This is a genomic window from Streptomyces sp. NBC_00210, assembly GCF_045160975.1.
GTDB lineage: Bacteria > Actinomycetota > Actinomycetes > Streptomycetales > Streptomycetaceae > Streptomyces.
The window spans coordinates 1,646,427-1,670,419 of record NZ_CP108120.1 but is presented as its reverse complement, the minus strand read 5'-3'; the positions used below and the strand labels follow the sequence as shown (position 1 = coordinate 1,670,419).

At 70.0% G+C, this 23,993-nt stretch carries 23 protein-coding genes; 19 read left to right on the top strand and 4 right to left on the bottom strand.

All coding sequences use genetic code 11. The features are described from left to right. Nucleotides 1-139: 139 nt before the first annotated feature. Genes OG729_RS07530 through OG729_RS07515 form a run of 4 tightly spaced genes read left to right on the top strand, consistent with a single transcriptional unit; the run spans nt 140 to nt 3,675 of the window. Nucleotides 140-1,372: a histidine kinase gene (locus OG729_RS07530; RefSeq protein ID WP_360879035.1), complete on the top strand. Its 1,233-nt coding sequence runs from the start codon at nt 140-142 to the stop codon at nt 1,370-1,372. Then, on the top strand, nt 1,369-2,040 hold the full coding sequence (locus OG729_RS07525; RefSeq protein WP_360879032.1) for a response regulator transcription factor: 672 nt from the start codon (nt 1,369-1,371) through the stop codon (nt 2,038-2,040). The genes OG729_RS07530 and OG729_RS07525 overlap by 4 nt, the downstream gene beginning before the upstream one ends. Nucleotides 2,041-2,049: 9 nt before the next feature. Continuing rightward, nucleotides 2,050-2,466: a PaaI family thioesterase gene (locus OG729_RS07520; RefSeq protein ID WP_405805067.1), complete on the top strand. Its 417-nt coding sequence runs from the start codon at nt 2,050-2,052 to the stop codon at nt 2,464-2,466. A 15-nt stretch (nt 2,467-2,481) separates the two neighbouring features. Beyond that, nucleotides 2,482-3,675, top strand: a complete 1,194-nt coding sequence (locus OG729_RS07515) for a cytochrome P450 (RefSeq protein WP_405805065.1) — start codon at nt 2,482-2,484, stop codon at nt 3,673-3,675. A gap of 95 nt (nt 3,676-3,770) precedes the next feature. Here the strand turns inward: OG729_RS07515 and OG729_RS07510 are convergent, their stop codons facing one another. Further along, entirely contained in the window at nt 3,771-4,775 is a 1,005-nt protein-coding gene (locus OG729_RS07510; protein WP_360879022.1) for a Gfo/Idh/MocA family oxidoreductase, read from the bottom strand. Nucleotides 4,776-4,912: 137 nt separating this feature from the next. On the opposite strand from OG729_RS07510, the gene OG729_RS07505 reads away from it, so the two are divergent. The 11 genes from OG729_RS07505 to OG729_RS07455 all read left to right on the top strand — a co-directional run bounded on the left by OG729_RS07505 (nt 4,913) and on the right by OG729_RS07455 (nt 15,239). Continuing rightward, entirely contained in the window at nt 4,913-5,650 is a 738-nt protein-coding gene (locus tag OG729_RS07505; RefSeq protein ID WP_360879144.1) for a GntR family transcriptional regulator, read from the top strand. A gap of 223 nt (nt 5,651-5,873) precedes the next feature. Then, nucleotides 5,874-6,872, top strand: coding sequence for a sugar ABC transporter substrate-binding protein (locus tag OG729_RS07500; RefSeq protein ID WP_360879019.1), 999 nt, complete (start codon nt 5,874-5,876; stop codon nt 6,870-6,872). A gap of 128 nt (nt 6,873-7,000) precedes the next feature. Then, entirely contained in the window at nt 7,001-8,014 is a 1,014-nt protein-coding gene (locus OG729_RS07495; RefSeq protein WP_405805062.1) for a sugar ABC transporter substrate-binding protein, read from the top strand. Continuing rightward, nucleotides 8,011-9,063 (top strand): ABC transporter permease, encoded by a 1,053-nt coding sequence (locus tag OG729_RS07490; RefSeq protein WP_405805060.1) that lies wholly within the window; start codon nt 8,011-8,013, stop codon nt 9,061-9,063. The genes OG729_RS07495 and OG729_RS07490 overlap by 4 nt, the downstream gene beginning before the upstream one ends. 20 nt (nt 9,064-9,083) lie before the next feature. Next, complete coding sequence (locus OG729_RS07485; protein WP_405811082.1) at nt 9,084-9,920, top strand: ATP-binding cassette domain-containing protein; 837 nt, start codon at nt 9,084-9,086, stop codon at nt 9,918-9,920. A gap of 237 nt (nt 9,921-10,157) precedes the next feature. Next, nucleotides 10,158-11,318 (top strand): ROK family glucokinase, encoded by a 1,161-nt coding sequence (locus tag OG729_RS07480; protein ID WP_360879010.1) that lies wholly within the window; start codon nt 10,158-10,160, stop codon nt 11,316-11,318. 2 nt (nt 11,319-11,320) lie between these two features. Further along, on the top strand, nt 11,321-11,899 hold the full coding sequence (locus tag OG729_RS07475; RefSeq protein ID WP_360879007.1) for a hypothetical protein: 579 nt from the start codon (nt 11,321-11,323) through the stop codon (nt 11,897-11,899). Nucleotides 11,900-11,935: 36 nt separating this feature from the next. Beyond that, on the top strand, nt 11,936-13,240 hold the full coding sequence (pcaC, locus tag OG729_RS07470) for a 4-carboxymuconolactone decarboxylase (protein WP_405805058.1): 1,305 nt from the start codon (nt 11,936-11,938) through the stop codon (nt 13,238-13,240). A 36-nt stretch (nt 13,241-13,276) separates the two neighbouring features. Beyond that, nucleotides 13,277-13,909, top strand: a complete 633-nt coding sequence (locus OG729_RS07465; protein ID WP_405805057.1) for an MBL fold metallo-hydrolase — start codon at nt 13,277-13,279, stop codon at nt 13,907-13,909. Between the two features lie 45 nt (nt 13,910-13,954). Continuing rightward, complete coding sequence (locus OG729_RS07460) at nt 13,955-14,734, top strand: exodeoxyribonuclease III (RefSeq protein ID WP_405805055.1); 780 nt, start codon at nt 13,955-13,957, stop codon at nt 14,732-14,734. Nucleotides 14,735-14,792: 58 nt separating this feature from the next. Further along, nucleotides 14,793-15,239 (top strand): DUF6278 family protein, encoded by a 447-nt coding sequence (locus OG729_RS07455; protein WP_405805053.1) that lies wholly within the window; start codon nt 14,793-14,795, stop codon nt 15,237-15,239. 280 nt (nt 15,240-15,519) lie between these two features. Here OG729_RS07455 and OG729_RS07450 read toward each other — a convergent pair whose 3' ends face one another. After that, nucleotides 15,520-17,109, bottom strand: coding sequence for an alpha/beta fold hydrolase (locus OG729_RS07450; protein WP_405805052.1), 1,590 nt, complete (start codon nt 17,107-17,109; stop codon nt 15,520-15,522). Between the two features lie 375 nt (nt 17,110-17,484). On the opposite strand from OG729_RS07450, the gene OG729_RS07445 reads away from it, so the two are divergent. Together OG729_RS07445 and OG729_RS07440 are read left to right on the top strand one after the other, a co-directional pair. Further along, nucleotides 17,485-18,261 carry an alpha/beta hydrolase gene (locus OG729_RS07445; RefSeq protein WP_360878989.1) on the top strand — a complete coding sequence of 259 codons (777 nt, stop codon included), beginning with the start codon at nt 17,485-17,487 and terminating at the stop codon, nt 18,259-18,261. Between the two features lie 33 nt (nt 18,262-18,294). Then, nucleotides 18,295-19,650, top strand: coding sequence for a cytochrome P450 (locus tag OG729_RS07440; RefSeq protein WP_405805050.1), 1,356 nt, complete (start codon nt 18,295-18,297; stop codon nt 19,648-19,650). Between the two features lie 13 nt (nt 19,651-19,663). On the opposite strand, the gene OG729_RS07435 is transcribed toward OG729_RS07440, so the two are convergent. Beyond that, complete coding sequence (locus tag OG729_RS07435) at nt 19,664-20,407, bottom strand: hypothetical protein (protein ID WP_360878983.1); 744 nt, start codon at nt 20,405-20,407, stop codon at nt 19,664-19,666. Between the two features lie 105 nt (nt 20,408-20,512). On the opposite strand from OG729_RS07435, the gene ggt reads away from it, so the two are divergent. Both ggt and OG729_RS07425 read left to right on the top strand, forming a co-directional pair. Then, nucleotides 20,513-22,330: a gamma-glutamyltransferase gene (gene ggt / locus OG729_RS07430; RefSeq protein ID WP_405805049.1), complete on the top strand. Its 1,818-nt coding sequence runs from the start codon at nt 20,513-20,515 to the stop codon at nt 22,328-22,330. Between the two features lie 62 nt (nt 22,331-22,392). Next, nucleotides 22,393-23,229 carry a glycoside hydrolase family 75 protein gene (locus OG729_RS07425; protein WP_405805047.1) on the top strand — a complete coding sequence of 279 codons (837 nt, stop codon included), beginning with the start codon at nt 22,393-22,395 and terminating at the stop codon, nt 23,227-23,229. Here OG729_RS07425 and map read toward each other — a convergent pair. Further along, the gene (gene map / locus OG729_RS07420; RefSeq protein ID WP_405805046.1) at nt 23,226-23,993 is read right to left on the bottom strand and encodes a type I methionyl aminopeptidase; all 768 of its coding nucleotides are present in this window, start codon (nt 23,991-23,993) and stop codon (nt 23,226-23,228) included. The two genes, OG729_RS07425 and map, sit on opposite strands and share 4 nt — an antisense overlap.

Genomic DNA, 23,993 nt, shown 5'->3' with positions numbered 1-23,993 from the left:
ATCGTCGTCGGGTCCGCCGCGGCTCCGCGTCCGACCTCGGGATGCGCCGCTGCTCCGAAGGTCTCGGGCCGCGCGACTTTGGTAGCTTCCCGCCGCCGAAGTGGGGTCCCACGCCGCTCACCTGCGTAAATTTGTCGATATGACGCGTACGGAGTACCCCTGGCTGCTGCCGTCGGCCATGGCCGAGTCCCTTGACCCGGACCTCCCGGGCGACCGGGCAAAGGCCGGGCGGCCGCGGCGGACCGTGCGTGACTGGGTCGTCGACACCCTCGCCTTCCTCATCGCCGCGCTCATCGGGCTGCTCACCTCGGAGGCGAGCGCGCAGGCGGGCAACTCCGAACTCGTCGTCTTCGCCGACCAGCTGGTGGGCGCGGCCGCCTGCTGCGCGCTGTGGGCGCGGCGGCGCGTACCCCTCGGGCTCGCGATCGGCCTGATCGTCGTGAGCGTGGTGGATCCGGTCGCCGCGGGTGCGCTTCTGGTGAGCCTGTTCAGCCTCGCCGTACACCGCCCCTTCAAGCCCGTCGCGATCGTCGGTGCCCTTGCCATCGGAGGTTCGGCCGCACAGGCCGCCATCCGTCCCGACCCGGGCATGTCCTTCCTGGCGTCGGTCGTCACCGGGCTCATCCTGATCCTGCTGGTCATCGGCTGGGGCATGCTCGTACGAGCCCGCCGCCAGCTCTTCATCGCGCTCCGCGAGCGCGCCCTGCGGGCCGAGACGGAGGCGGAGCTCCGCGCCGAACAGGCCCAGCGGCTGGCCCGCGAGGCCATCGCCCGGGAGATGCACGATGTGCTCGCCCATCGGCTGACCCTGCTCAGCGTGCATGCGGGCGCCCTCGAATTCCGGCCGGACGCGCCCCCGGCACAGGTCGCAAGGGCCGCCGGAGTGATCCGCGACAGTGCGCACGACGCACTGGAGGATCTGCGCGAGATCATCGGCGTGCTGCGTGCACCGGGCGACTCCGACGGGCCCGACCGGCCGCAGCCCACCCTCGCGAGCCTCGACGCACTGGTCGCCGAGTCCCGGGAGGCAGGCATGAAGGTCACCCTCGACAACCGCCTCACCGACCCGGCCGCCGTCCCCGCCGCCACCGGACGCACCGTCTACCGCATCGCGCAGGAGGGCCTGACCAACGCCCGTAAACACGCGCCCGGTACGGAAGTCACGGTCGTCGTCACAGGCGGCCCCGGCAGCGGCCTCACCGTCGAGGTCGACAACCCCGCCCCGCTCGGCGAGGTCGAGAAGGTCCCCGGCTCCGGACAGGGGCTGATCGGCCTCACCGAACGCGCCACGCTCGCCGGCGGCAGGCTGGACCATCGAGCGACGGACGACGGCGGATTCCACGTCCGGGCCTGGCTACCGTGGGCCGCATGACTATCCGGTTGCTCGTCGTCGATGACGACCCCCTCGTACGGGCTGGGCTCTCCTTCATGCTCGGCGGGGCCGACGACCTCGAAATCGTGGGGGAGGGGGCCGACGGCTCCGAGGCCGCCGAGCTCGTCGACAGACTCGCGCCCGATGTGGTGCTGATGGACATCCGGATGCCGACGATGGACGGCCTCACCGCCACCGAGCTGCTGCGCGCACGCCAGGACGCCCCCGAAGTCGTCGTCCTCACCACCTTCCACGCCGACGAACAGGTGCTGCGGGCGCTGCGCGCGGGCGCCGCCGGATTCGTACTGAAGGACACCCCGCCCGCCGAGATCGTCGCCGCGGTACGACGCGTCGCGGCGGGCGATCCGGTGCTCTCCCCGGCCGTCACCCGACAGTTGATGACCCATGTCGCCGACCGCACCCCCGGTACCCGCCGCAGCACGGCGGCGGAGCGGCTCAGCTCGCTCGCCGAGCGCGAGCGGGAGGTGGCGGTCGCCGTCGGCCGCGGTCAGTCCAACGCCGAGATCGCCGCGACCCTCTATATGAGCGTGCCGACCGTCAAGACGCATGTCTCCCGGATTCTGGCAAAACTGGACCTCAACAACCGTGTCCAGATCGCACTGTTGGCACATGACGCCGGCCTGCTCGACGAGGAGGAACAGCCGTAGGCTGACGCGATGCGACTTGATCTCGAAGCGGCCCGGAAGGTACTCGACAGCCAGCCTTTCAGCAGACTGCTCAAAGCGCGGATCACCGCCTTCGGCGACGGCGAGGCCACGCTCGAGGTCGACATCCGGGAGGAGCTGCACCAGCAGAACGGCTATCTGCACGGGGGAGTCCTCGCCTACGCGGCCGACAACTCGATCACCTTCGCCGCCGGTACGACGCTCGGGGCCGCGGTGCTGACCAGCGGCTTCTCCGTGCAGTACCTCCGTCCCGCCACTGGAGTGAAACTGGTCGCCCGCGCCGCCGCCGTGCACACGGGCCGCCGGCAGGCCGTCGTCCGCTGCGACCTGTTCGCGGTGAAGGCGGACGGCGAAGAGACGCTCTGTGCCGTCGCGCAGGGCACCGTACTGTCCGCGCAACAGTCCTGAGAAGGAGACCGTGCCGTGACCACCGAAGCAGCGATCGTGGATCTCGCCGCGCTCGGCGAGGACTTCACTCGCGATCCCTATCCCCTCTACGCCGAGTTACGCGCCAGGGGACCGCTCCACCGCATACGCATGCCCGAAGGCCCCGAGGCCTGGCTGGTCGTCGGACACGAGGCGGGCCGGGCCGCGCTCGCCGATCCGCGGCTGTCCAAGGACTGGCGCAATGTCTCGCCGGAGCTCGGCATCGGCCGGCTCGCCCCCGGCCTCACCATGCTCAGCTCCGACCCGCCCCTGCACCCGCGGCTGCGCAAGCTGGTGGCGCGGGAGTTCACGATGCGGCGCGTGCAGCAACTCGCCCCGCGCGTCCAGCAGATCACCGACCGGCTGCTGGACGAGATGCTGCCGGCCGGGCAGGCGGACCTTGTCGACGCGCTCTCCTTCCCGCTGCCCATCGCCGTCATCTGCGAACTGCTCGGAGTGCCCTTCCTCGACCAGGACGCCTTCCGCGTCTGGTCGAACACGGCGCTCGGCGCGGGCGACCACGAGCAGCGGAGGGATGCGGCGGCCCAGATGAACGAGTACCTGGGCCGGCTGCTGGCCGACAAGCGCGAGCAGCCCGGCGAGGACCTGATGAGCGCGCTGATCAACACGGCCGACGAGGACGGCGACCGGCTCAGCGGCGAGGAACTGCTCGGCATGGCCTGGCTGCTGCTGGTCGCCGGGCACGAGACCACGGTCAATCTGATCTCCAACGGCGTACTCGCCCTGCTCACCCACCCCGGCGAACTCGCCGCCCTGCGCGCCGACTTCTCGCTCATGGAGGGCGCGGTCGAGGAGATGCTGCGCTACGAAGGCCCGCTGGAGACGCCGACGTACCGCTTCACCGTCGAGCCCCTGGAGATCGGCGGCACGGTGATTCCGGGCGGCGGTCAGCTGGTGCTGATCGCGCTGGCCGACGCCGACCGGGACCCGACGCGCTTCCCCGACCCGGAGCGCTTCGAAATCCGACGGGACACGCGCGGGCATCTGGCCTTCGGGCACGGCATCCACTACTGCCTGGGTGCGCCGCTGGCCCGGCTGGAGGCCCGCATCGCGATCCGATCGCTGCTGGAACGCTGCCCGGAACTGGCGCTGGACGGACATCCCGCGGCGCTGACCTGGCGCACCGGCATGCTCATCCGGGGGCCGGAGCGCCTGCCGGTGCGGTGGTGAACTTCAGCCCCTGCGGCGTTCGAGGAGGACCCCCACGCCCGCCAGGGGCGTAGGGGGTCGGGGCGGAGCCCCGGCTCGGACCCGAACCGCGGCCCTCAGTCCGCCGGGATCTCCTCCAGTCGCACCGGCCGGTGCTCCCGCCGTGACAGCTCGCACGCCTCCGCGATCCGCAGCGCCGTCAGCGCCTCCCGTCCGTCGCACGGGTTCTCGGCCTCGCCCTGCACCATCCGGACGAAGGTGTCCAGCTCCGCCTCGTACGCCGGGGCGAACCGCTCCAGGAACCCGGGCCACGGCTTGGTGGCCGGTGGCGGCCCCTGCGGCTCGGTGGAGGTGATCGGTGTGCAGTCGTCCAGCCCGACCGCGACCTGGTCCAGTTCGCCGGCCAGTTCCATGCGTACGTCATAGCCCGCGCCGTTGCAGCGGGTGGCCGTCGCCGTGGCCAGCGTCCCGTCGTCCAGGGTGAGCAGCGCGGCGGCCGTGTCGACGTCGCCCGCCTCGCGGAACATCGCGGGACCCGCGTCCGAGCCGGTCGCGTACACCTCGACGACCTCGCGGCCGGTCACCCAGCGCAGGATGTCGAAGTCATGGACCAGACAGTCCCGGTAGAGGCCGCCGGAGAGCGGCAGATACGCGGCGGGCGGCGGGGCCGGGTCGGAGGTGATGGCCCGTACGGTGTGCAGCCGGCCGAGCCGTCCGGAGCGCACCAGTTCCCGGGCGGTGGTGTACCCCGCGTCGAAGCGGCGCATAAAGCCCAGCTGGAGCAGCGTCCCCGCCGCCTCGACCTCCCGCAGGGCGCCGAGCGTGCCCGGCAGATCCAGGGCGATCGGTTTCTCGCAGAAGGCGGGAAGGCCGGCCCGGGCGGCCCTGCCGATGAGTTCGGCATGGGCGGCGGTGGCCGATGCGATCACCACGGCGTCCACGCCCCACTTGAAGATCTCGTCCGCGCTGGGCGCGGCGGTGGAGCCGGTGTGCTCGGCGACCTCGGCCGCCCGTGCCGGGTCGGCGTCCGCCACGACCAGAGATCCCACCTCCCGGTGGCGGCTGAGCACGCCCGCGTGAAAGGTGCCGATACGTCCCGTTCCGATGAGTCCGATGCGCATGGCCCAAAGGTGGCGGCGGGCCAGGCACGATGTCAAGACTTTGTCCTGACAACCGAACTTCACGACTTCCCGTCAACAATCCGTGCGACTACGCTCACCCCGTGCCCAAGCAGCCCAGACACGTGACGGACTCGTCCCTGTCTCTCCAGCTGAGCGTGGACCGCACCAGTCCGGTCCCGCTCTACTTCCAGCTGTCGCAGCAGCTGGAAGCGGCCATCGAGAGAGGGACCCTCACCCCCGGCAGCCTGCTCGGCAACGAGATCGAGCTGGCGGGCAGGCTCGGCCTGTCCCGCCCGACCGTCCGCCAGGCCATCCAGTCGCTCGTAGACAAGGGCCTGCTGGTGCGCCGGCGGGGGGTGGGCACCCAGGTGGTGCACAGCCAGGTCAAGCGACCGCTGGAGCTCAGCAGCCTGTACGACGACCTGGAGGCGGCCGGCCAGCGGCCCGCCACCATCGTGCTGCGCAATGCCGTCGAGCAGGCGAGTGCCGAGGTCGCGGCCGCCCTTGGGGTGGCCGAGGGCAGCAACGTCCAGCTGATCGAGCGGCTGCGGTACGCGCACGGCGAGCCCATGGCGCTGCTGCGCAACCATCTGCCGGCCGGGCTCTTCGACTGCGACACCGAGCGCCTCGAGGCCACCGGTCTGTACCGGATGATGCGGGCCGCCGGGATCACGCTGCACAGCGCCCGCCAGTCGGTCGGGGCGCGGGCCGCCACCGCCACGGAGGCCGAGCAGCTCACCGAGGCGACCGGGGCTCCGGTGCTGACCATGGAGCGCACGACGTTCGACGACACCGGCCGGGCTGTCGAATTCGGCTCGCACATCTATCGCGCCTCGCGCTACGCCTTCGAGTTCCAGCTTCTTGTCCGGCCCTGAAGGCCGTCCTGAAGGCCGTCCTGAAGCCGCCCGGAAGCGGTCCGGAAGCCGTCCGGAACCCGCCCCGAAGCCGCCCTGAGGCCCTACTGAAGGGCCGAGGGCAGGTCACGTAAGAATGTCATTCGCGTAAGAATGTTCGGACAAAGTCTTGACGGGGTTGCGCGGCCGCCGTAGAAACGCTCCCAGCCGCAACCGGGCGGCCGGGAGAGAAGGCGGACCCAGCATGCGTACCACCCGCACGGCAGCAGCCCTGCTCGCCGCAAGTGCCCTGGTCGTCGTCGCCGGATGCAGCAGTTCCGGTGGCAAGGAGGCGAAGGACAGCCCCTCCAAGGGCGGCGGAGGCGGAGTGGCCGCCACCACCCAGCGCCTGAAGATCGCGATGGTCACCCACTCCGGCGAGGGCGACACCTTCTGGGACATCGTCCAGAGCGGCGCCAAGGTCGCGGCCAAGAAGGACAACGTCGAGTTCCTCTACGCCGCCAACAAGGAGGGCAAGGAACAGGCCCAGCTAGTCCAGACCTACATCGACCAGAAGGTCGACGGCATCGTGGTGACCCTCGCCAAGCCGGAGGCCGTCAAGGAGGTCGTCAAGAAGGCCGTCGCCGCCGGCATACCCGTCGTGACGATCAACTCCGGCGCCGAGTTCGCCAAGGAGGTCGGCGCGCTCAGCCACATAGGCCAGGACGAGTCCGTGGCCGGCGAGGCCGTCGGCGAGGAGCTCAACAAGCGCGGCAAGAAGAAGGCCATCTGCGTCATCCACGAGCAGGGCAATGTCTCGCTCGAAGCGCGCTGCGCGGGTGTGAAGAAGACGTTCAAGGGGACCGTCGAGAACCTCAACGTGGACGGCACCAACACGCCTGCCTCCACCTCCTCCATCGAGGCAAAGCTCCAGAGCGGCAAGGACATTGACGCCGTCGTCACGCTCGGCGCACCCCTGGCCGCCGCGTCGGTCAAGGCCAAGGAGGGTGCCGGCTCCAAGGCCGAGGTCGACACCTTCGACCTCAACGCCGAGGTGGTCAAGCAGCTCAAGGCCAAGCAGATCGGCTTCGCCGTCGACCAGCAGCCCTACCTCCAGGGCTACTTGGCCATCGACGAGCTCTGGCTCAACAAGGTCAACGGCAATGTGATCGGCGGCGGAAAGCCGATCCTCACCGGCCCGGCCCTCGTCACCGAGAAGGACGTGCCCGCCCTCGAGAAGCTGACCGCCGACGGCACCCGATGACGTACGCGGTGTACCCGATGCCCACCCTCCGACCTGCTGTGACACATACTTGGGCGGCCGGGGCGCGAAGATCAGCCCCCCGGCCGCACCGAGAAGCGCAGCGGGTTCGGCAAGAAGGGCACGGCGTCGTGGCAAGGGCATGGACAGGGGTACGCGCGCTCGGCGCGGTGCTGGCGGCGGTACTCGGAGCCTCCCTCGCGGGATGCAGCAGCACGGGCGGCAAGCGCGCGGAGGACGCGCGCAAGGCGCAGGCCGCGGCCGGCAGGGCCGCGGTCACCACCCCCCGCTGGACCTTCGCGATGGTCACCCACTCCGGCGACGGCGACACCTTCTGGGACATCGTCCAGAAGGGCGCCGAGCAGGCCGCGGCCAAGGACAACATCAACTTCCTGTACTCCCACAACGACGAGGGCCAGCAGCAGGCCCAGCTCGTCCAGACGGCCATCGACAAGAAGGTCGACGGACTGATCGTCTCGCTCGCCAAGCCCGACGCGATGAAGGACGTCGTCGCCAGGGCCGAGAAGGCCGGCATCCCGGTGATCACCGTCAACTCGGGGTCCGAGCAGTCCAAGGCGTACGGGGCACTCACCCACATCGGCCAGGACGAGTCGATCGCCGGTGAGGCCGTGGGCGACGAACTCGACAGGCGCGGCCGCAAGAAGGCCCTGTGTGTGCTGCACGAGCAGGGCAACGTCGGCCATGAGCAGCGCTGTGCCGGAGCGAAGAAGACCTTCGGCGGCGAGCTGCAGAACCTCTACGTCGACGGCACCAACATGCCCGACGTCCAGGCGTCCATCGAGGCGAAGCTGCAGTCCGACCGCTCCATCGACGCCGTCGTCACGCTCGGCGCGCCCTTCGCGGACGCCGCCGTGCAGGCGAGGAGGACCGCGCAGAGCAAGGCCGAGGTCGACACCTTCGACCTGAATGCCAAGGTCGCCACCGCACTCAAGGCCGGGACGCTCGGCTTCGCCGTCGACCAGCAGCCCTACCTCCAGGGCTACCAGGCCGTGGACCTGCTGTGGCTCTACAAGTACAACGCCGATGTGCTCGGCGGCGGGCGGCCCGTCCTCACCGGGCCGCAGATCATCACCAGGACGGACGCCGCCGAGCTGCAGGACTACACAGAGCGGGGGACCCGATGAGTGCGACCGCACCACCTGCTGCATCGCAGAAGACCGACGAACGGCTGCTGCGCACCTCACCCCTGCGCAAGCTGATGGGCCGGCCCGAGCTGGGGTCGGTCGTCGGCGCCGCGGCGGTCTTCATCTTCTTCTCGATCGTCGCGGACTCCTTCCTGCGGGCGTCCAGTTTCTCCACCGTGCTGTACGCGGCATCGACGATCGGCATCATGGCGGTGCCGGTGGCGCTGCTGATGATCGGCGGCGAGTTCGACCTCTCGGCCGGTGTCCTGGTGACCAGCTCCGCGCTGATCTCCGCGATGTTCAGCTATCAGATGACGGCGAACGTCTGGGCCGGTGTTCTCGTCTCGCTGGTGGTCACACTCGCCATCGGTCTCTTCAACGGCTTCATGCTGACCCGTACGAAACTGCCCAGCTTCATCATCACGCTCGGCACGTTCCTGATGCTGACGGGCCTCAACCTCGGCTTCACCAAGCTGATCAGCGGCACGGTCTCCACCAAGTCCATCGCCGACATGGACGGCTTCGAATCGGCCAAGAAGCTCTTCGCCTCCGAGCTCACCCTCGGTGACGTCACCCTGAAGGTGACCATCCTGTGGTGGTTCGGCCTGGTCGCCCTGGCCACCTGGATCCTGCTGCGCACCCGCTTCGGCAACTGGATCTTCGCGGTCGGCGGCGGCGCGGACGCGGCCCGCGCGGTCGGCGTCCCGGTCAACAAGACCAAGATCGGCCTGTACATGGGCGTCGCGTTCGCCGCCTGGGTCTCCGGACAGCATCTGCTCTTCTCGTTCGACGTGGTGCAGTCCGGGGAGGGCGTCGGCAACGAGCTGACGTACATCATCGCGGCCGTCATCGGCGGCTGTCTGATCACCGGCGGCTACGGCTCCGCGATCGGCTCGGCGGTCGGCGCGTTCATCTTCGGCATGACCAGCAAGGGCATCGTGTACGCGGAGTGGAACCCGGACTGGTTCAAGTTCTTCCTCGGAGCGATGCTCCTTCTGGCGACCCTGCTGAACGCCTGGGTCCGCAAGCGTGCGGAGGCGACACGGTGACATCTGTGAAGACCGGGACGGTGGAGACCGGGACGGCCCTCGTCGAGCTCGACAACGTCAGTAAGTACTACGGCAACATCCGAGCGCTGGAAGGTGTCTCCCTCGAGGTGCACGCGGGCGAGATCACCTGCGTGCTCGGCGACAACGGCGCGGGCAAGTCCACGCTGATCAAGATCATCGCCGGGCTGCACCGGCATGACGCGGGCACCTTCCTGATCGAGGGCGAGCAGACGAGCCTGGCCAGCCCGCGCGAGTCCCTGGACCGCGGTATTGCCACGGTCTACCAGGATCTCGCCGTCGTACCGCTGATGCCTGTCTGGCGGAACTTCTTCCTCGGCTCCGAGCCGACGAAGGGGGCCGGCCCCTTCAAGCGCCTCGACGTCGAGCTGATGCGCGAGACCACCCGGTCCGAGCTGCTGCGCATGGGCATCGACCTGCGCGATGTCGACCAGCCGATCGGGACGCTGTCGGGCGGCGAGCGCCAGTGCGTGGCGATCGCGCGGGCCGTCTACTTCGGGGCGAAGGTCCTGGTCCTGGACGAGCCGACCGCGGCGCTCGGGGTGAAGCAGTCGGGTGTGGTGCTGAAGTATGTGGCGGCGGCACGGGATGCGGGACTGGGTGTCGTACTGATCACACACAACCCGCACCATGCGTATCTGGTCGGCGACCGATTTGTACTGCTCAAGCGCGGCACGATGTCGGCGAGCCATACGAAGGGCTCGGTCACGCTTGATGAGCTCACGCGGCAGATGGCGGGGGGCAGTGAGCTGGAGGACTTGCGGCACGAGCTGGAGAGGGCGCCGGTGCCGACGCATCTGGGCGGTCATCCGGTGAAGGGCGAACCGCGCGGGTCCTAGTCACCGGGGCTCCGCCCCGGACCGCGGTCCTCAACGGGGCTCCGCCCCGGACCCCGTCCTCAAACGCCGGACGGGCTGAAAAGTCAGCGCCGCCGACGATTGAGGCGCGGGGTCCGGGGCGGGAGCCCCGGTTCGGGTGACCCCGCACCGCACCCCGTCGGGTGGCAGAATCGGCCCCGGTGGGCGCCGCCCACCCCGGGCCGTGACATCACCCGGCCCCCGACACCCCGCAGGGACATGAGCACGTACCGCGACTTCGCCCACCGTGGCTCCGCCCGCGCCACCGTCCTGAAGACCGTCGGCACCCGCGAGCGGCGCTCGCACCTCACCGCGCCCCGCGTCCCGACCGTCGGTATCGACATCGGCGGTACGAAGGTGATGGCCGGGGTCGTCGACGCCGACGGGATCATCCTGGAGAAGGTCCGCACCGAGACGCCGGACAAGTCCAAGAGCCCCAAGGTCGTCGAGGACACCATCTGCGAGCTGGTCCTCGATCTCTCCGACCGGCACGATGTGCACGCCGTGGGCATCGGCGCGGCCGGCTGGGTCGACGCCGACCGCTCCAAGGTCCTGTTCGCGCCCCATCTCGCCTGGCGTAACGAGCCCCTGCGCGATGCGCTCTCGGCCCGGCTCGCCGTCCCCGTCCTGGTGGACAACGACGCCAACACCGCCGCCTGGGCGGAGTGGCGCTTCGGCGCTGGCCGCGGCGAGGACCACCTCGTGATGATCACCCTCGGTACCGGCATCGGCGGCGCGATCCTGGAGGACGGCCAGGTCAAGCGCGGCAAGTACGGCGTCGCGGGTGAGTTCGGTCATATGCAGGTCGTGCCCGGCGGCCACCGCTGCCCCTGCGGCAACCGCGGCTGCTGGGAGCAGTACAGCTCCGGCAACGCACTCGTCCGCGAGGCCCGCGAGCTCGCCGCCGCCGACTCCCCGGTCGCGCACAGCCTCATCGACCGGGTCGGCGGCAATATCGGCGACATCACCGGGCCGATCATCACCGAACTCGCCCGCGAGGGCGACGCCATGTGCGTCGAACTGTTCCAGGACATCGGTCAGTGGCTCGGCATCGGCATCGCCAATCTCGCCGCCGCCCTCGACCCCTCCTGCTTTGTCATCGGCGGTGGCGTCAGCGCGGCCGACGACCTGCTCATCGGCCCCGCCCGGGACGCCTTCCGGCGGCATCTCACCGGCCGCGGCTACCGGCCCGAGGCCCGGATCGCCAAAGCGCAGCTCGGCCCCGAAGCCGGTATGGTCGGCGCGGCCGACCTCGCGCGGCTGGTGGCCCGACGCTTCCGCCGGGCCAACCGCCGTCGGGTGGAGCGGCACGAGCGGTACGAGCGCTATGCCCAGGCCATCCGCAACTCCAGCACTGCCCGCACCACCCAGGAACCGTAGCCATGACCGTGCCCCGCCAGTCAACGCCTGTGGACGAGAGCGTCCGTCCCCCCGAGGACCACCGCCATATGATCCGCCGCCGCTGGCTGACGGCGATCATCATTGTGCTGCTCGTCGGCATCCCGGCCGGCTATCTGGTGATCTCCGCCGAGCAGAGCCGCGACAGCGGCCGCGACAAGGAGGCGGAGTCCTCGGCCACCGGTCTGCGGGACTCCTGGCCCTCCCAGATGAAGCGCCGGGTCTTCGAGGTGCCGATCCCCTCGAAGGCCACGGACGTCGCCTACTACGAGACGAGCAATTGGAAGACCAGTCGGCTCTATGCGCAGTTCCGCACCACGTCCGAGGGGCTCGACCGGTTCCTGGAAGGCGTCGGGACGAGCCGCGCCCGGCTCGAGGACGGCGCGGTGACCATCAGCGAGCGGGATGCCGAGACGGTGGGCTGGGACTTCGGCGCGGGGCAGGGCGACTGGTGGGGCACCAGCCACCCGCAGAAGGACCCGCGGCCCAGCCAGGACATTATTGTCGACCTGACCTACAGATCCCGCCCTGTGGTGTACGTCGTCTCGACGGCGACCCCCTGACCGGAGGCGTTACTTCCAGTCACTACCGTGGAGCGGGTGAGTGAGACGCAGACGCCCCCGAAGACCCTGCAGTACCGGATCGACGGTCCGGACGACGCCCCCGTGCTCATCCTCGGTCCCTCCCTGGGCACCACCTGGCACATGTGGGACCGCCAGATCGCCGAACTGTCCCGCCAGTGGCGGGTGTTCCGCTTCGATCTGCCGGGCCACGGCGGTGCCCCGGCCCACCCCGCAACCGCCGTTGCCGAGCTCGCCGACCGGCTGCTGGGAGCCCTCGACGAGCTGGGCATCCAGCGCTTCGGCTATGTGGGCTGTTCCATCGGCGGCGCGATCGGCATCGAGCTGGCGCTGCGCCATCCGCACCGGATGGCCTCCCTCGCCCTGGTCGCCGCGTCGCCGCGGTTCGGGACCGCCGACGAGTTCCGTCAACGCGGCGTGATCGTTCGTACCAACGGCCTGGACCCGATGGCACGCAGCGCGCCCGAGCGCTGGTTCACCCAGGGCTTCGCCGCCGCTCAGCCCGCGATCGTCGAGTGGGCCGTCCAGATGGTGCGCACCACCGACCCGGGCTGCTACATCGCCGCCTGCGAGGCACTCGCGGCCTTCGACGTACGCGCCGAACTGGGCAGGATCGGTGTGCCCACCCTCGTCCTGGTCGGTTCCGAGGACCAGGTCACCGGGCCCGCCGAGGCCCGCACCCTGGTGGCCGGCATACCCGACGCCAGGCTGGCGCTGGTGCCGGGCGCCTCCCACCTCGCACCCGTCGAGCAGCCCGCCGCGGTCACCGACCTTCTCGTACGCCACTTCTCCACCGCCTGGCAGACGGCATCCGACTCGACCACGGGTCTCACCGCGATCCCCGCCCCGCCGGTCGCGCCCGGCGTCTCCGCCCCGGTGGGGCCGCTCGCCGAGATCGCCCCGGCCTCGCCCGTACAGCCCGAAGCGGTGCAGCAAGGACGCCCGGATCCGTATGCGGCAGGGATGAAGGTGCGGCGCGAGGTCCTCGGCGACGCGCATGTGGACGGGGCGACTGCCGCGGCCGACGACTTCACCGGCGACTTCCAGGAGCTGATCACCCGCTATGCGTGGGGCGAGGTCTGGACCCGCGAGGGTCTCGACAGACGCACTCGCAGCGTGGTGACACTGACCGCGCTGGTGGCGGGCGGACACCTGGACGAGCTGGCCTTCCACACCCGCGCCGCCCTGCGCAACGGACTGACCCCCGCCGAGATCAAGGAAGTTCTGATCCACACGGCCGTCTACTGCGGGGTCCCCGCGGCGAACTCCGCCTTCAGGGTCGCCCAAGCCGTCATCCAGGAGGAGACCACCCCCAGGGCCTGACCCCGCCGGACAGGCCCTCCGTAGCAGGATGGGGGCATGAGGCTCACGAAGAGGAAGCACGCCTGCATCCGTCTCGAGAAGGACGGGCAGACGCTCGTCATCGATCCCGGCACCTTCAGCGAGGAGGACGCCGCCGTCGGTGCGGACGTCATCCTGGTGACGCACGAGCATCTCGACCACTTCAACGAGGACCGGCTGCGGGCGGCGCTCGAAGCCAACCCGGCCGCCGGGATCTGGACCCTGCGGAGCGTCGCCGAGAAGATCTCGGCGGCGTTCCCCGGCCGCGTCCACACCGTCGGCCACGGCGACACGTTCAGCGCGGCCGGCTTCGACGTCCAGGTCCACGGCGAGCTGCACGCGGTGATCCACCCGGACATCCCCCGGATCACCAACGTCGGCTATCTGGTGGACGGTTCCGTTTTCCACCCCGGCGACGCACTCACCGTCCCCGACCACCCTGTCGAGACGCTGATGCTCCCCGTGCACGCGCCCTGGAACAAGATCTCCGAGGTGATCGACTACGTACGAGAGGTTAAGCCGCGGCGCGCCATCGACATCCACGACGCTCTGCTCACCGATCTCGCCCGGCCGATCTACGACAGGCAGATCGGCGCGCTCGCCGGCGCCGAGCACGACCGGCTGACCCCGGGCGAGGGCACTGACGTATGACGGCCGCATCCGTGACTGTCAGACCCCGCGGATAGTCTTCTCCCCATGCGCATTGCCACCTGGAACGTCAATTCGATCACCGCTCGGCTGCCCCGGTTGCTGGCCTGGCTGGAGAGCACCGGCACGGACGTGCTGTGCCTCCAGGAGACCAAGTGCACCGAGGAGCAGTTCCCGGCCGACGAGCTGCGCGAGCTCGGCTACGAATCCGCGATCCATGCCTCCGGCAGGTGGAACGGCGTGGCTCTGATCTCCAAGGCAGGCCTCGACGATGTCGTCAAGGGCCTGCCGGGCGGCCCGGAGTACGAGGGCGCGCTGGAGCCGCGGGCGATCTCCGCGACCTGTGGCCCGGTCCGCGTCTGGTCGGTCTATGTGCCCAACGGCCGCGAGGTCGCCCATGCGCACTACGCCTACAAGCTGAGCTGGCTGGAAGCGCTCCGGCGCTCGGTCGTCGAGGACGCGGCGGGCGACCGCCCGTTCGCGGTCCTCGGCGACTTCAACATCGCGCCCACCGACGACGATGTGTGGGACCCGTCGTTCTTCGAGGGGCTGACCCATGTCACCCCCACCGAGCGGGCGGCGCTGGAGGCGCTGCGCGGGACCGGTCTGTCCGACGTGGTGCCGCGCCCCCTCAAGTACGACCACCCCTTCACGTACTGGGACTACCGCCAGCTGTCCTTCCCGAAGAACAAGGGCATGCGCATCGACCTGGTCTACGGCAACGAACCCTTCGCCAAGGCGGTCAAGGACAGCTATGTCGACCGCGAGGAGCGCAAGGGCAAGGGCGCCTCGGATCACGCCCCGGTCGTTGTGGATCTGGACATCTGATGTTGGTTGACGCGCGCCCTGTGGTGCGTTCGGCGGCCGGGATGCGAGGCTGAGCGGTATGAACATCCCTTTCTTGGACAACTGGCTCAAGCGGCACGGCGCCGAGCAGGAGGAGGACGACACCGCCGCCGAGTACGACCCGGAGCGTGCCGCGGCTGTCGCCGAGCTGCTCTCCGAGTGTGAGCTGCTGCGTGTCCGGGCGGGGCAGGCCGGGCTCGAACTGGACGACTCCCCGGGCTCGTTGTCGGCCCTCGATCAGTTGCCGCCGCGCTGGCGCGACGACGCCGAGGAGCTGCCGTGGCTGGGCAATGACGCGGGTCTCTACCTCGGCACCGTGATCGTTCGGACCGTGCCCGGCGCGGTCTGGCACATCTGGCCGGGTGGCCATCCGGTGGTGCGGCTCGCCTCCGGCCGCGAGATCAGCGTGGTGGAGGCGGGCCTGGAGTGGGCGGTCAACGGAGCGCCCCAGCTCTCCCAGGTCTACGCAGAGGCCGCCGAGGCCTGACCAGGTCAGCTGTACTTAATACGGCTTATGCCCCTTTTTGCGTGTCGGGTGTGAAGCCCCTTATCGGACTGGATAGTTTGCGCTGACCTCGACACAGCGAAGAGGGGGTAGGGCACTGTATGGTCGTCGATCCGTTGATCGATCGGGGGGTGCAGAACCTATGAGGCGTACAAGAGGCACCGGATGCGCGAGACCTGCGCTCGCCCCGGCCGATCCAGGGACGCTGCTGCCGGGTGTGCAGTAGCTCGTAGAGCCATTCCCGCCCGGCAGCAGCCGGTGATCACTCCTTGCGCAGCGGGACCGACAGATATGACGGGTCGGCTGAGGACGAGGAGAAGGTCAGCTGCGCGCCGGTCGGGTTGTGCTCGATGTAGAGCGGGTCGACAGTGTCCACGACCAGGGCGAGACGGTGGCCGGCCGGGACGTCGTAGGCGGTGGAGAACAGCTCCAGGTCGACGGCGAACGGCTTTCCGGGCGTCTCGCCGTGGAAGGTGTACGGCGCATTGCTGACCAGCTTGCCGAGGCCGAGCGGGCCCACGTCGTAGAGGTAGGCGACGAGGGTGCCGCTCTCCTTGGTACTGGTGAGCGTGGTGTGCAGCCTGGCGGTGCCGCGGACGTGTTGCTCGGAGCCGTAGCGCTCGGACTTCCAGACTGCGGCGAAGAGGCGCGGCAGCAGCGGGATCGACGCCATCGGAGGCAGCTTGGCGAACTGGTCCAGGATGCTGGAGAGGAAGATGACCCCGCCGTTGGCGCCCGAGTCGATGTTGGCGTAGATCTTCTTGGTGCCGTCCAGATTGATCTTGCGCTCGGTCGCGGCCACCGACTTCCAGTCGGGATAGCTCTCGTACGCACCCGTGGAGCGGGACTTGATGCGGACCGGCTGTTCGCGGTCGACGCCGTTGTCGGCGCCCTTGAGGTAGTGGTCGAGCCAGCGACGGGTGCTGGTCCAGGTGTCGTTGGGCAGGCCGAGCAGACCACTGCCCTCGGCCGTGGCGTGGTCGCCGGGGCGGAACTCCAGCCGCTTGGGGCCGGTGAGCTTCTCGTAGAAGTCTGCGTACTGGTTGGGCGGGAAGATGGTGTCGCCCCAGGCGTTGCCGAGCATGATGGCGGCGCCGTTGGCGTTGATCCGGTCCAGATAGGTGAGGGGGGAGCGCTTCTTCCCCCAGGCGATCAGTGCCGGCTCCTTGCTGACGTCGGAGGAGAAGAAGTCCGCCGTGATCCGCTGGAACTCCTCGCTCGGCCGGCCGGTGAGATACCCCGCTCCGGCGAGCATCGCCGTTGCCTGCAGATGCTGGGTGCGGCGGCTGTAGATGGACTCGACGAGGTCGGCCCAGCCGCTGAGCGCCGCGACCGCCTTGATCCGCTTGTCGTGGCCGGCGGCCAGCAGACAGATGCCCGCGCCGTACGACATCCCGGCCATGCCCACCTTGGCGGGGTCGGCGGGGGTGTTTGCCAGCGCCCAGTCGATCACCTTGGACGCGTCCGCGATGTCCGGCGGACCGGCCACCTCGATAGTGCCGCCGGACTGCCAGAACCCGCGGACGTTGTAACTCACCACGACATAGCCCGAGTCGGCGAGCTGCTTGGCCTGGGTGAGGTATTCGATCTGGGGCAGGCCCCAGCTCGTGGGCAGCACGATCACGGGGTACTTCCGCGTGCCGTCCGCGTCGGCGGGTGTAACGACATTGGCCTTGAGTACGGTGCCGCCGTCGCCCTCGATGTCGACGAACTGTACGTCCGGGGCGGCGGATTGGGCCTGGATGCCGGCCACCGGGGCGGCGGGTGCCACTCCGACGGCCGGTCCGGCGAGAAGCGCTGCGGAAACGGTACCGATCGCGGTCGTGCGCAGAATCTTGCGCGTCTGTCCCACGGGTCCCCCTCACTCGTGTCAACAAAGTGACCCGACGGTAACCGGATGGACTTACTTGAGGTAACTCCTCGGTAAGTTACGCGAGGGTAACGATTGTTGGACATCGCGTCAGTTGGCGCGGGCACGACCCCGGCGCCGGGAGACGGGGTGGCCCGCGCGGCAACCGGGCTCTGTTTCGAGACACGGGTCTTTGATCCGGATCCGGATCCGGCCGAACTCCTCGGCGCCATTGGCCAATACGCGCCGGTGGGGCTCGCGTTCGCAGTCGAAACGCGCCAGTAAGCAACCGCAGGCCCCCTGTTCACACTTGCTCGGTGGGGCAGTTGACACCAACGTGGTGGGGTAGGCCTGCCTGTGCCGGCGAACGGAGATGCCGTGGCCCCCTTCCTCCTGCCCCATTCGCTGCACGGATCGGGCCCCCACCGGATCATCGCCGTGCACGGCTGGCTCGCCGACCGCGCCGCCTACTCCGCGACGCTGCCCGACCTCGACCGGGAGAACTTCAGCTACCTCTTCGTCGATCTACGCGGCTATGGAGAGGCGATGGCCGCGCCCGGCGCGTACACCACGAGCGAGGGCGCCGCCGACATCCTCGCGCTCGCCGACAGGCTCGGCTGGGACTCCTTCTCGCTCATCGGGCACTCGATGGGCGGAGCGGTCGTGCAGCGCGTGCTGGCCGCTGCGCCGCACCGGGTGCGTAGGCTGGTCGGCATCTCGCCGGTGCCCGCGAGCGGTCTGAAGATGCCGCCGGAGCAGTGGGAGCTGTTCGCCTCCGCCGCCGAGAAGCCGGAGAGCCGCCGCGTCATCATCGACACCACCACCGGGTCGGTACGGCCGGCCGCCTGGCTGGACCGGATGGTCGACCGGTCCATGGCCCGCAGCGAGCCCACGGCCTTGCGCGCCTGGCTGGACTCCTGGGCCGGTGAGGACTTCACCGTCGAGGTGGCGGGCTCCGAAACACCGGCGCTGGCGGTGACGGGGGCCCTGGACCCGGCGATCAGCGCGGAGTTCATGCGGCAGACCTGGTTGCGCTGCTACCGGCGCGGCGAGGTGGTCGAACTGGCGTGCGCAGGACACCACGCGATGGACGAGTCACCGCTCCAGCTGATCCGTACCGTCGAGGACTTCCTCCGGGCGGGCGCCCGCGTATGACGCCGCGATGACCATGCGTAAGACAATGCCTGCATGACGAGGCCCGAACAGAACGTGCCGGATCAGCGGCCGGAGCGGATTGCGCCGGAGCGGAGTGCGCGCGAGCGGACTGCGCCCGAGCAGAGTGCGCCCGAGCGGACTGCGCCGGAACCGCGCGCGGCCGATCAGCGTGTGCCCGATGTCTTCGACCCGCGGATCTACGCCGCCGGACTGCCTCACGACGCCTTCCGCGAGCTGCGCGACCACCACCCGGTGGCCTGGCAGCAGGAGTACGAAGTCCTGGGCTGGCCCGCCGGACCCGGCTTCTGGGCGGTCACCCGGCACGCCGACGTCGTCCGCGTCCTCAAGGACTCGCAGACGTTCTCGTCCCACCTCGGGGCCACCCAGATCCGCGATCCGGACCCGGCCGACCTCCCCTTCATCCGGCGCATGATGCTCAACCAGGACCCGCCAGGACACGGGAGACTTCGCCGGCTGGTCAGCCGCGCCTTCACCCCGGGACGCATCGACCGGTTCGCCGCGGCCGCCCGCGCGCGGGCCCGTCAACTCCTCGCCGCCACCCGTGACATGGGCCCCGTCATCGATCTCGTCAGCGCCGTCACCGACGACTACGCCCTGCTCAACCTCGCCGATCTGCTCGGTGTCCCCACGAGTGACCGGAGCCTGCTGCTGAAGTGGACCGAGCGCGTCATCGCCTACCAGGACCCGGACGAGCCGCCGGTGCTCGGACCCGACGGCCTGCCCGTCAACCCCCGCTCGCCGGCCATGCTGCAGGAGATGTTCACGTACGCCCAGGAGCTCGCCGCGTACAAGCGACGCAGTCCCGCCGACGACGTGATGACCTCGCTCGCGCAGTCGGAACTCTCGGGCGCCGAGCTGGAGATGTTCTTCTTCCTGCTGACGGTCGCGGGCAACGACACCGTGCGAAGCGCGGCCCCCGGCGGCTTTCTGACACTCGCCCAGCACCCGGACGAGCAGCGCAGGCTGCGCGCGGGCGAGGCGGACCTGGACCGGGCCGTCGACGAGCTGCTGCGCCGCCATCCGCCCGTCCTCAGCTTCCGCCGGACCGCGACCCGCGACACTCAGCTGGCCGGGCAGCAGATCCCTACGGGAGACAAGGTCGTCGTCTTCCACGCCTCCGCCAACTACGACGAGCGGGTCTTCGATGCGCCGTACGGGCTCGACCTCGGCCGTTCGCCGAATCCGCATGTCTCCTTCGGGGACGGGCCGCATGTCTGCCTCGGCGCCCACTTCGCCAGGCTCCAGCTGCGCGTCCTGTACGAGGAGGCGAGGGAACTGCTGCCGCCGCTGGTGACCGCCGGCCCGCCCAGGCGGCTGGTCTCCAACTTCATCAACGGCATCAAGTCGCTGCCGCTGACGGCGGCCTGACCGGCCGGGCGGGTCAGCTCGCGGAGCGGTGGGAGCTGCGTGCGGCGGGGGCCGGGGCCTGCGCCGTCCGGGTCACATCGGCGACCAGCTCGACCACATCGGGGCCGTAGGCCGCGGAGTTGACGACCTTGAGCAGCAGGCAGAAGGAGTTGGCGCCGTGCTTGCGCGCGAGCTTCTCGTGGTTGCGGGCCAGATAGCGGGTGGCCGCCTGGTTGGTGATGGCGCGCTGGCCGCAGAAGAGGAAGACGGGCCGGGCGTCCTGCCCCGCCGTGAGCCGCGCCAGCATGACGTACTCGGCGAGGCCCGGCTCCATGCGGTAGCGCTCCGAGCCGATTTGGAACGCGCCCTGGTCGGGGCCCGGCTCAGGGTCCGTGTTGACCTTCACGCCGGGGAGCAGCGAGTGCAGATGCGCGGCCATCCGGCGATTGGAGAAGGGGCCGCCCACACAGAATTCCGTACGCTCGCCGAAGCCCTGCTGGGCTATGTCGTGCCAGATGATCTGGGCGTTCGCCCCGCAGTCCTTGATCAGAGCGGAGAGCTCGATCAGCGCGAAGACGTCGAAGCGGTGCACGGAGCCGTCCCGGCCGGCCTCACGGTTGACGACAAGCAGCGATTCGGAGTTTCCCGGCAGCCCGAAGAAGGCCTGCTTGCGGCGGAGTCTGCGCTTCCACAGGTATGTGCGGGCGAGCCAGCCGAGCGTGGCGCTGATACCGGCGGCCAGCACGCCGAGCACGATGTTGCGTACGTCGTCAGTCATGGGCGCGCATGTTAGCGGGGTTGTCGGAACATTGTTCGAGGTGGCCCTGACGAGGCGGCGGTGGTGAAGTTACGCTGCGCGGACGTACGTTGACTGGAGGTACGGATGCGTCGCTCCACCGCACGGTATGTGTCGGTTATTGCCGTTTCGGCGGCCGTGGTCTCGATCGGCGCGGCCGCGCCGCCGGCGGATTCCCTGCCGGTCAGCACTCCCGCGAAAACGCCGGTGGCGGCCGGATACGGCGGCGCGGTCGCGAGCGTCGACGCGGACGCCTCCGCCGCCGGGATCGAGGTGCTGCGGCGCGGCGGCAACGCCGTGGACGCGGCGGTGGCGACGGCCGCCGCCCTCGGGGTCACCGAGCCGTACTCCGCGGGCATCGGCGGTGGCGGCTACTTCGTCTACTACGACGCCAAGTCCCGTACCGTCCACACCATCGACGGCCGCGAGACCGCGCCCCGCTCCGCCGACGCCTCCCTCTTCCTGGAGAACGGCAAGCCGATCCCCTTCGAGGAGGGCGTGACGAGCGGTCTCGGCGTCGGCACTCCCGGCACCCCGGCGACGTGGGACACGGCGCTCGACGCATGGGGCTCCAAGCCACTGCGACAGCTGCTGAAGCCGGCCGAGCGCCTTGCGGACGACGGCTTCACCGTCGACGCCACCTTCCGCTCCCAGACCCAGGCCAACCAGGCGCGCTTCGCGGACTTCCCGGACACCGCGAAGCTCTTCCTGCCGGGCGGACAGCTGCCGGTGGTCGGCTCGGTCTTCAAGAACCCGGACCTGGCGCGTACGTACAAGGAACTGGGCCGCAAGGGCGTCGGCGCCCTGTACCGCGGTGACATCGCCAAGGACATCGTCAGCACCGTCCGCACACCACCCGTGGCCGCGGGCGCGCCGCGCAAGGTGCGGGCCGGCGATCTGACGGCGAAGGACCTGCGGTCGTACGAGACGGTGCGGCGCGCGCCCACCAAGGTGTCCTACCGCGGTCTCGACGTGTACAGCATGGCGCCGTCGTCGTCCGGCGGTACGAGTGTCGGTGAGGCGCTCAACATCCTGGAGCGGACCGACCTCTCGAAGGCGACCCAGGCGCAGTATCTGCACCGCTTCATCGAGGCCGGCCGGATCGCCTTCGCGGACCGCGGTCGCTGGGTCGGCGACCCGGCATTCGAGGACGTGCCGACGAAGGGGCTGCTGTCGCAGCGGTTCGCGGACTCGCGCGGCTGCCTCATCAAGGACGACGCGGTGCTCACCAGCCCGCTCGCACCTGGCGACCCGAGCAGCCCCGCCGCATGCGGAGGATCGGGTACCGCCGCCCCCACCACGTACGAGGGCGAGAACACCACCCATCTGACGGCCGCCGACAAGTGGGGCAACGTCGTCGCGTACACCCTGACCATCGAGTCCACCGGCGGCAGCGGCATCACCGTGCCGGGACGCGGCTTCCTGCTCAACAACGAGCTGACCGACTTCTCCTTCGCCCCGGCGAACCCGGCGGTCCACGACCCGAATCTGCCGGGCCCGGGCAAGCGCCCGCGCTCGTCCATTTCGCCGACGATCGTGCTCGAGCACGGCCGTCCGCTCCTGGCGGTCGGCTCACCGGGTGGCGCAACGATCATCACGACGGTGCTTCAGACGCTGACGGGCCGTCTGGATCGGGGTCTGCCGCTGGTCGAGGCGATCGCCGCGCCGCGTGCGAGCCAGCGCAACCAGACGACCACGGAGCTTGAGCCCGCCCTGTGGAACAGCCCGCTGCGCGCCGAGCTGGAGGCCATCGGTCACGCGTTCCGGCAGAACCCGGAGATCGGCGCCGCGACAGGGGTGGAGCGACTGCCCGACGGACGTTGGCTGGCGGCGGCCGAGAAGGTACGCAGGGGCGGGGGTTCGGCAATGGTCGTACATCCGTTCGGTAACCCGTACGGCGGCTGACGGGACGCGCACGGGCCGTGCGCGAGGGAGCCTTTCGGTACTTCTGAACAGAAAGGCTCCCTGTGCGAATACGACATGCCGCTTTCGCCGCGGCCGCCGGTTCCGCCCTGCTCGCGGCGGCTGTACAGCCGCCCGACGCCGTCGCCCGTCCGCGCTTGCGCGGCGCCGCTCGCGAGGACTTCGCGGTGAGGGAGGGCACGGTCGGCGCGGCCGCCCTGCTCGCCGAGGTCAAGGGCTGCTCGCAGATATCGAAGGGCAAATACCGCACGGACGATGGCCTCCGCCGCGGTCGCGCCCGCACGGCCGCGAGCGTCCCCGTCTGCAAGAAGAACGGGGCGGTGTTCTGGAAGGCCGACATGGACATCGACTGCGACGGTCAGCCCACCACCAAGTGCAACTCGACGACAGACGCGTACTTCCAGAATGCGACCGCGTTCCAGCAGTCCGACGGACGGCAGCTGAACTCCGAGAAGCTGCCGTTCATCGTGGTGCCGAGCTCCAGTTCGATCTGGAACTACCGCACGTCGGGCATCGTGGGCGGTACGGTCGCCGCCGTCATCTACAAAAACCGCGTCGTGTACGCCGTCGTGGGCGACATGGGCCCCAGCGGGATCATCGGCGAGGCTTCGTACGCCACCGCCAAGGCGCTCGGCATCAATCCCGACCCGACGTACGGCGGCGTCGAGTCGGGTGTCACGTACATCCTGTTCACCAACTCCCGGGTGTCGCCGATCGAGAGCCACAGCGGAGCCGTAGCTCTCGGTGATGAGCTGGCCAGGGAATTCGTGCAGAACAACGAGGATGCGCAACGGCAGAACCAGAGCGCCGACGGGGACACCTACGAGGGCAGGGACATCCCCGAGGGCGGGGACACCCCCGAGGATGGGGCCAATCCCTAGAGGGCCGTCAGGATGCGGGGGCCGTCGTCCGTGATCGCCACCGTGTGCTCCGCGTGCGAGGCCCGGCTGCCGTCCGCCGTACGGATCGTCCAGCCGTCGCGCGCCGTGTAGTGGCCGTCCTTGCCGCCTCCGATCACCATCGGCTCGATCGCCAGCACCATGCCGTGGCGCAACGGCATGCCACGACCCGGGCGGCCCTCGTTCGGCACGCCCGGGTCCTCGTGCATATGGCGGCCCACGCCGTGGCCGCCGAAACCGTCCGGGATGCCGTAACCCGCCGCGCGGCACACCCGGCCGACGGCGTGCGCGATGTCGCCGATGCGGTTGCCGACGGTGGCGGCCGCGATGCCCGCATCCAGTGCCTCTTCGGCCGTGGCGATCAGCGCTGCGTCCTCGGGGCGGGCGCGGCCGACGGTGAAGCTGACGGCCGCGTCGCCGACCCAGCCGCCGTGGATCGCACCGCAGTCGATGCTCACCAGGTCGCCGTCGCGCAGCCGGTGGTCGTCGGGGATGCCGTGCACGATCGCGTCGTTGACGGAGGTGCAGATGACGGCGGGGAAGGGGGTCGGCGCCCAGTTCGGGCGGTAGCCGAGGAAGGGCGATCCCGCGTCGGCATCGGCGAGCACCGCGCGGGCGGTCCGGTCCAGGTCACGGAGGCTGACGCCGACGGCCGCGGCCTCGCGAACCGCCGTGAGTGCCTGAGCCACGATGCGGCCCGCCACGCGCATCGCCTCGATCGATGTATCGGTTTTGATCTCCACCAT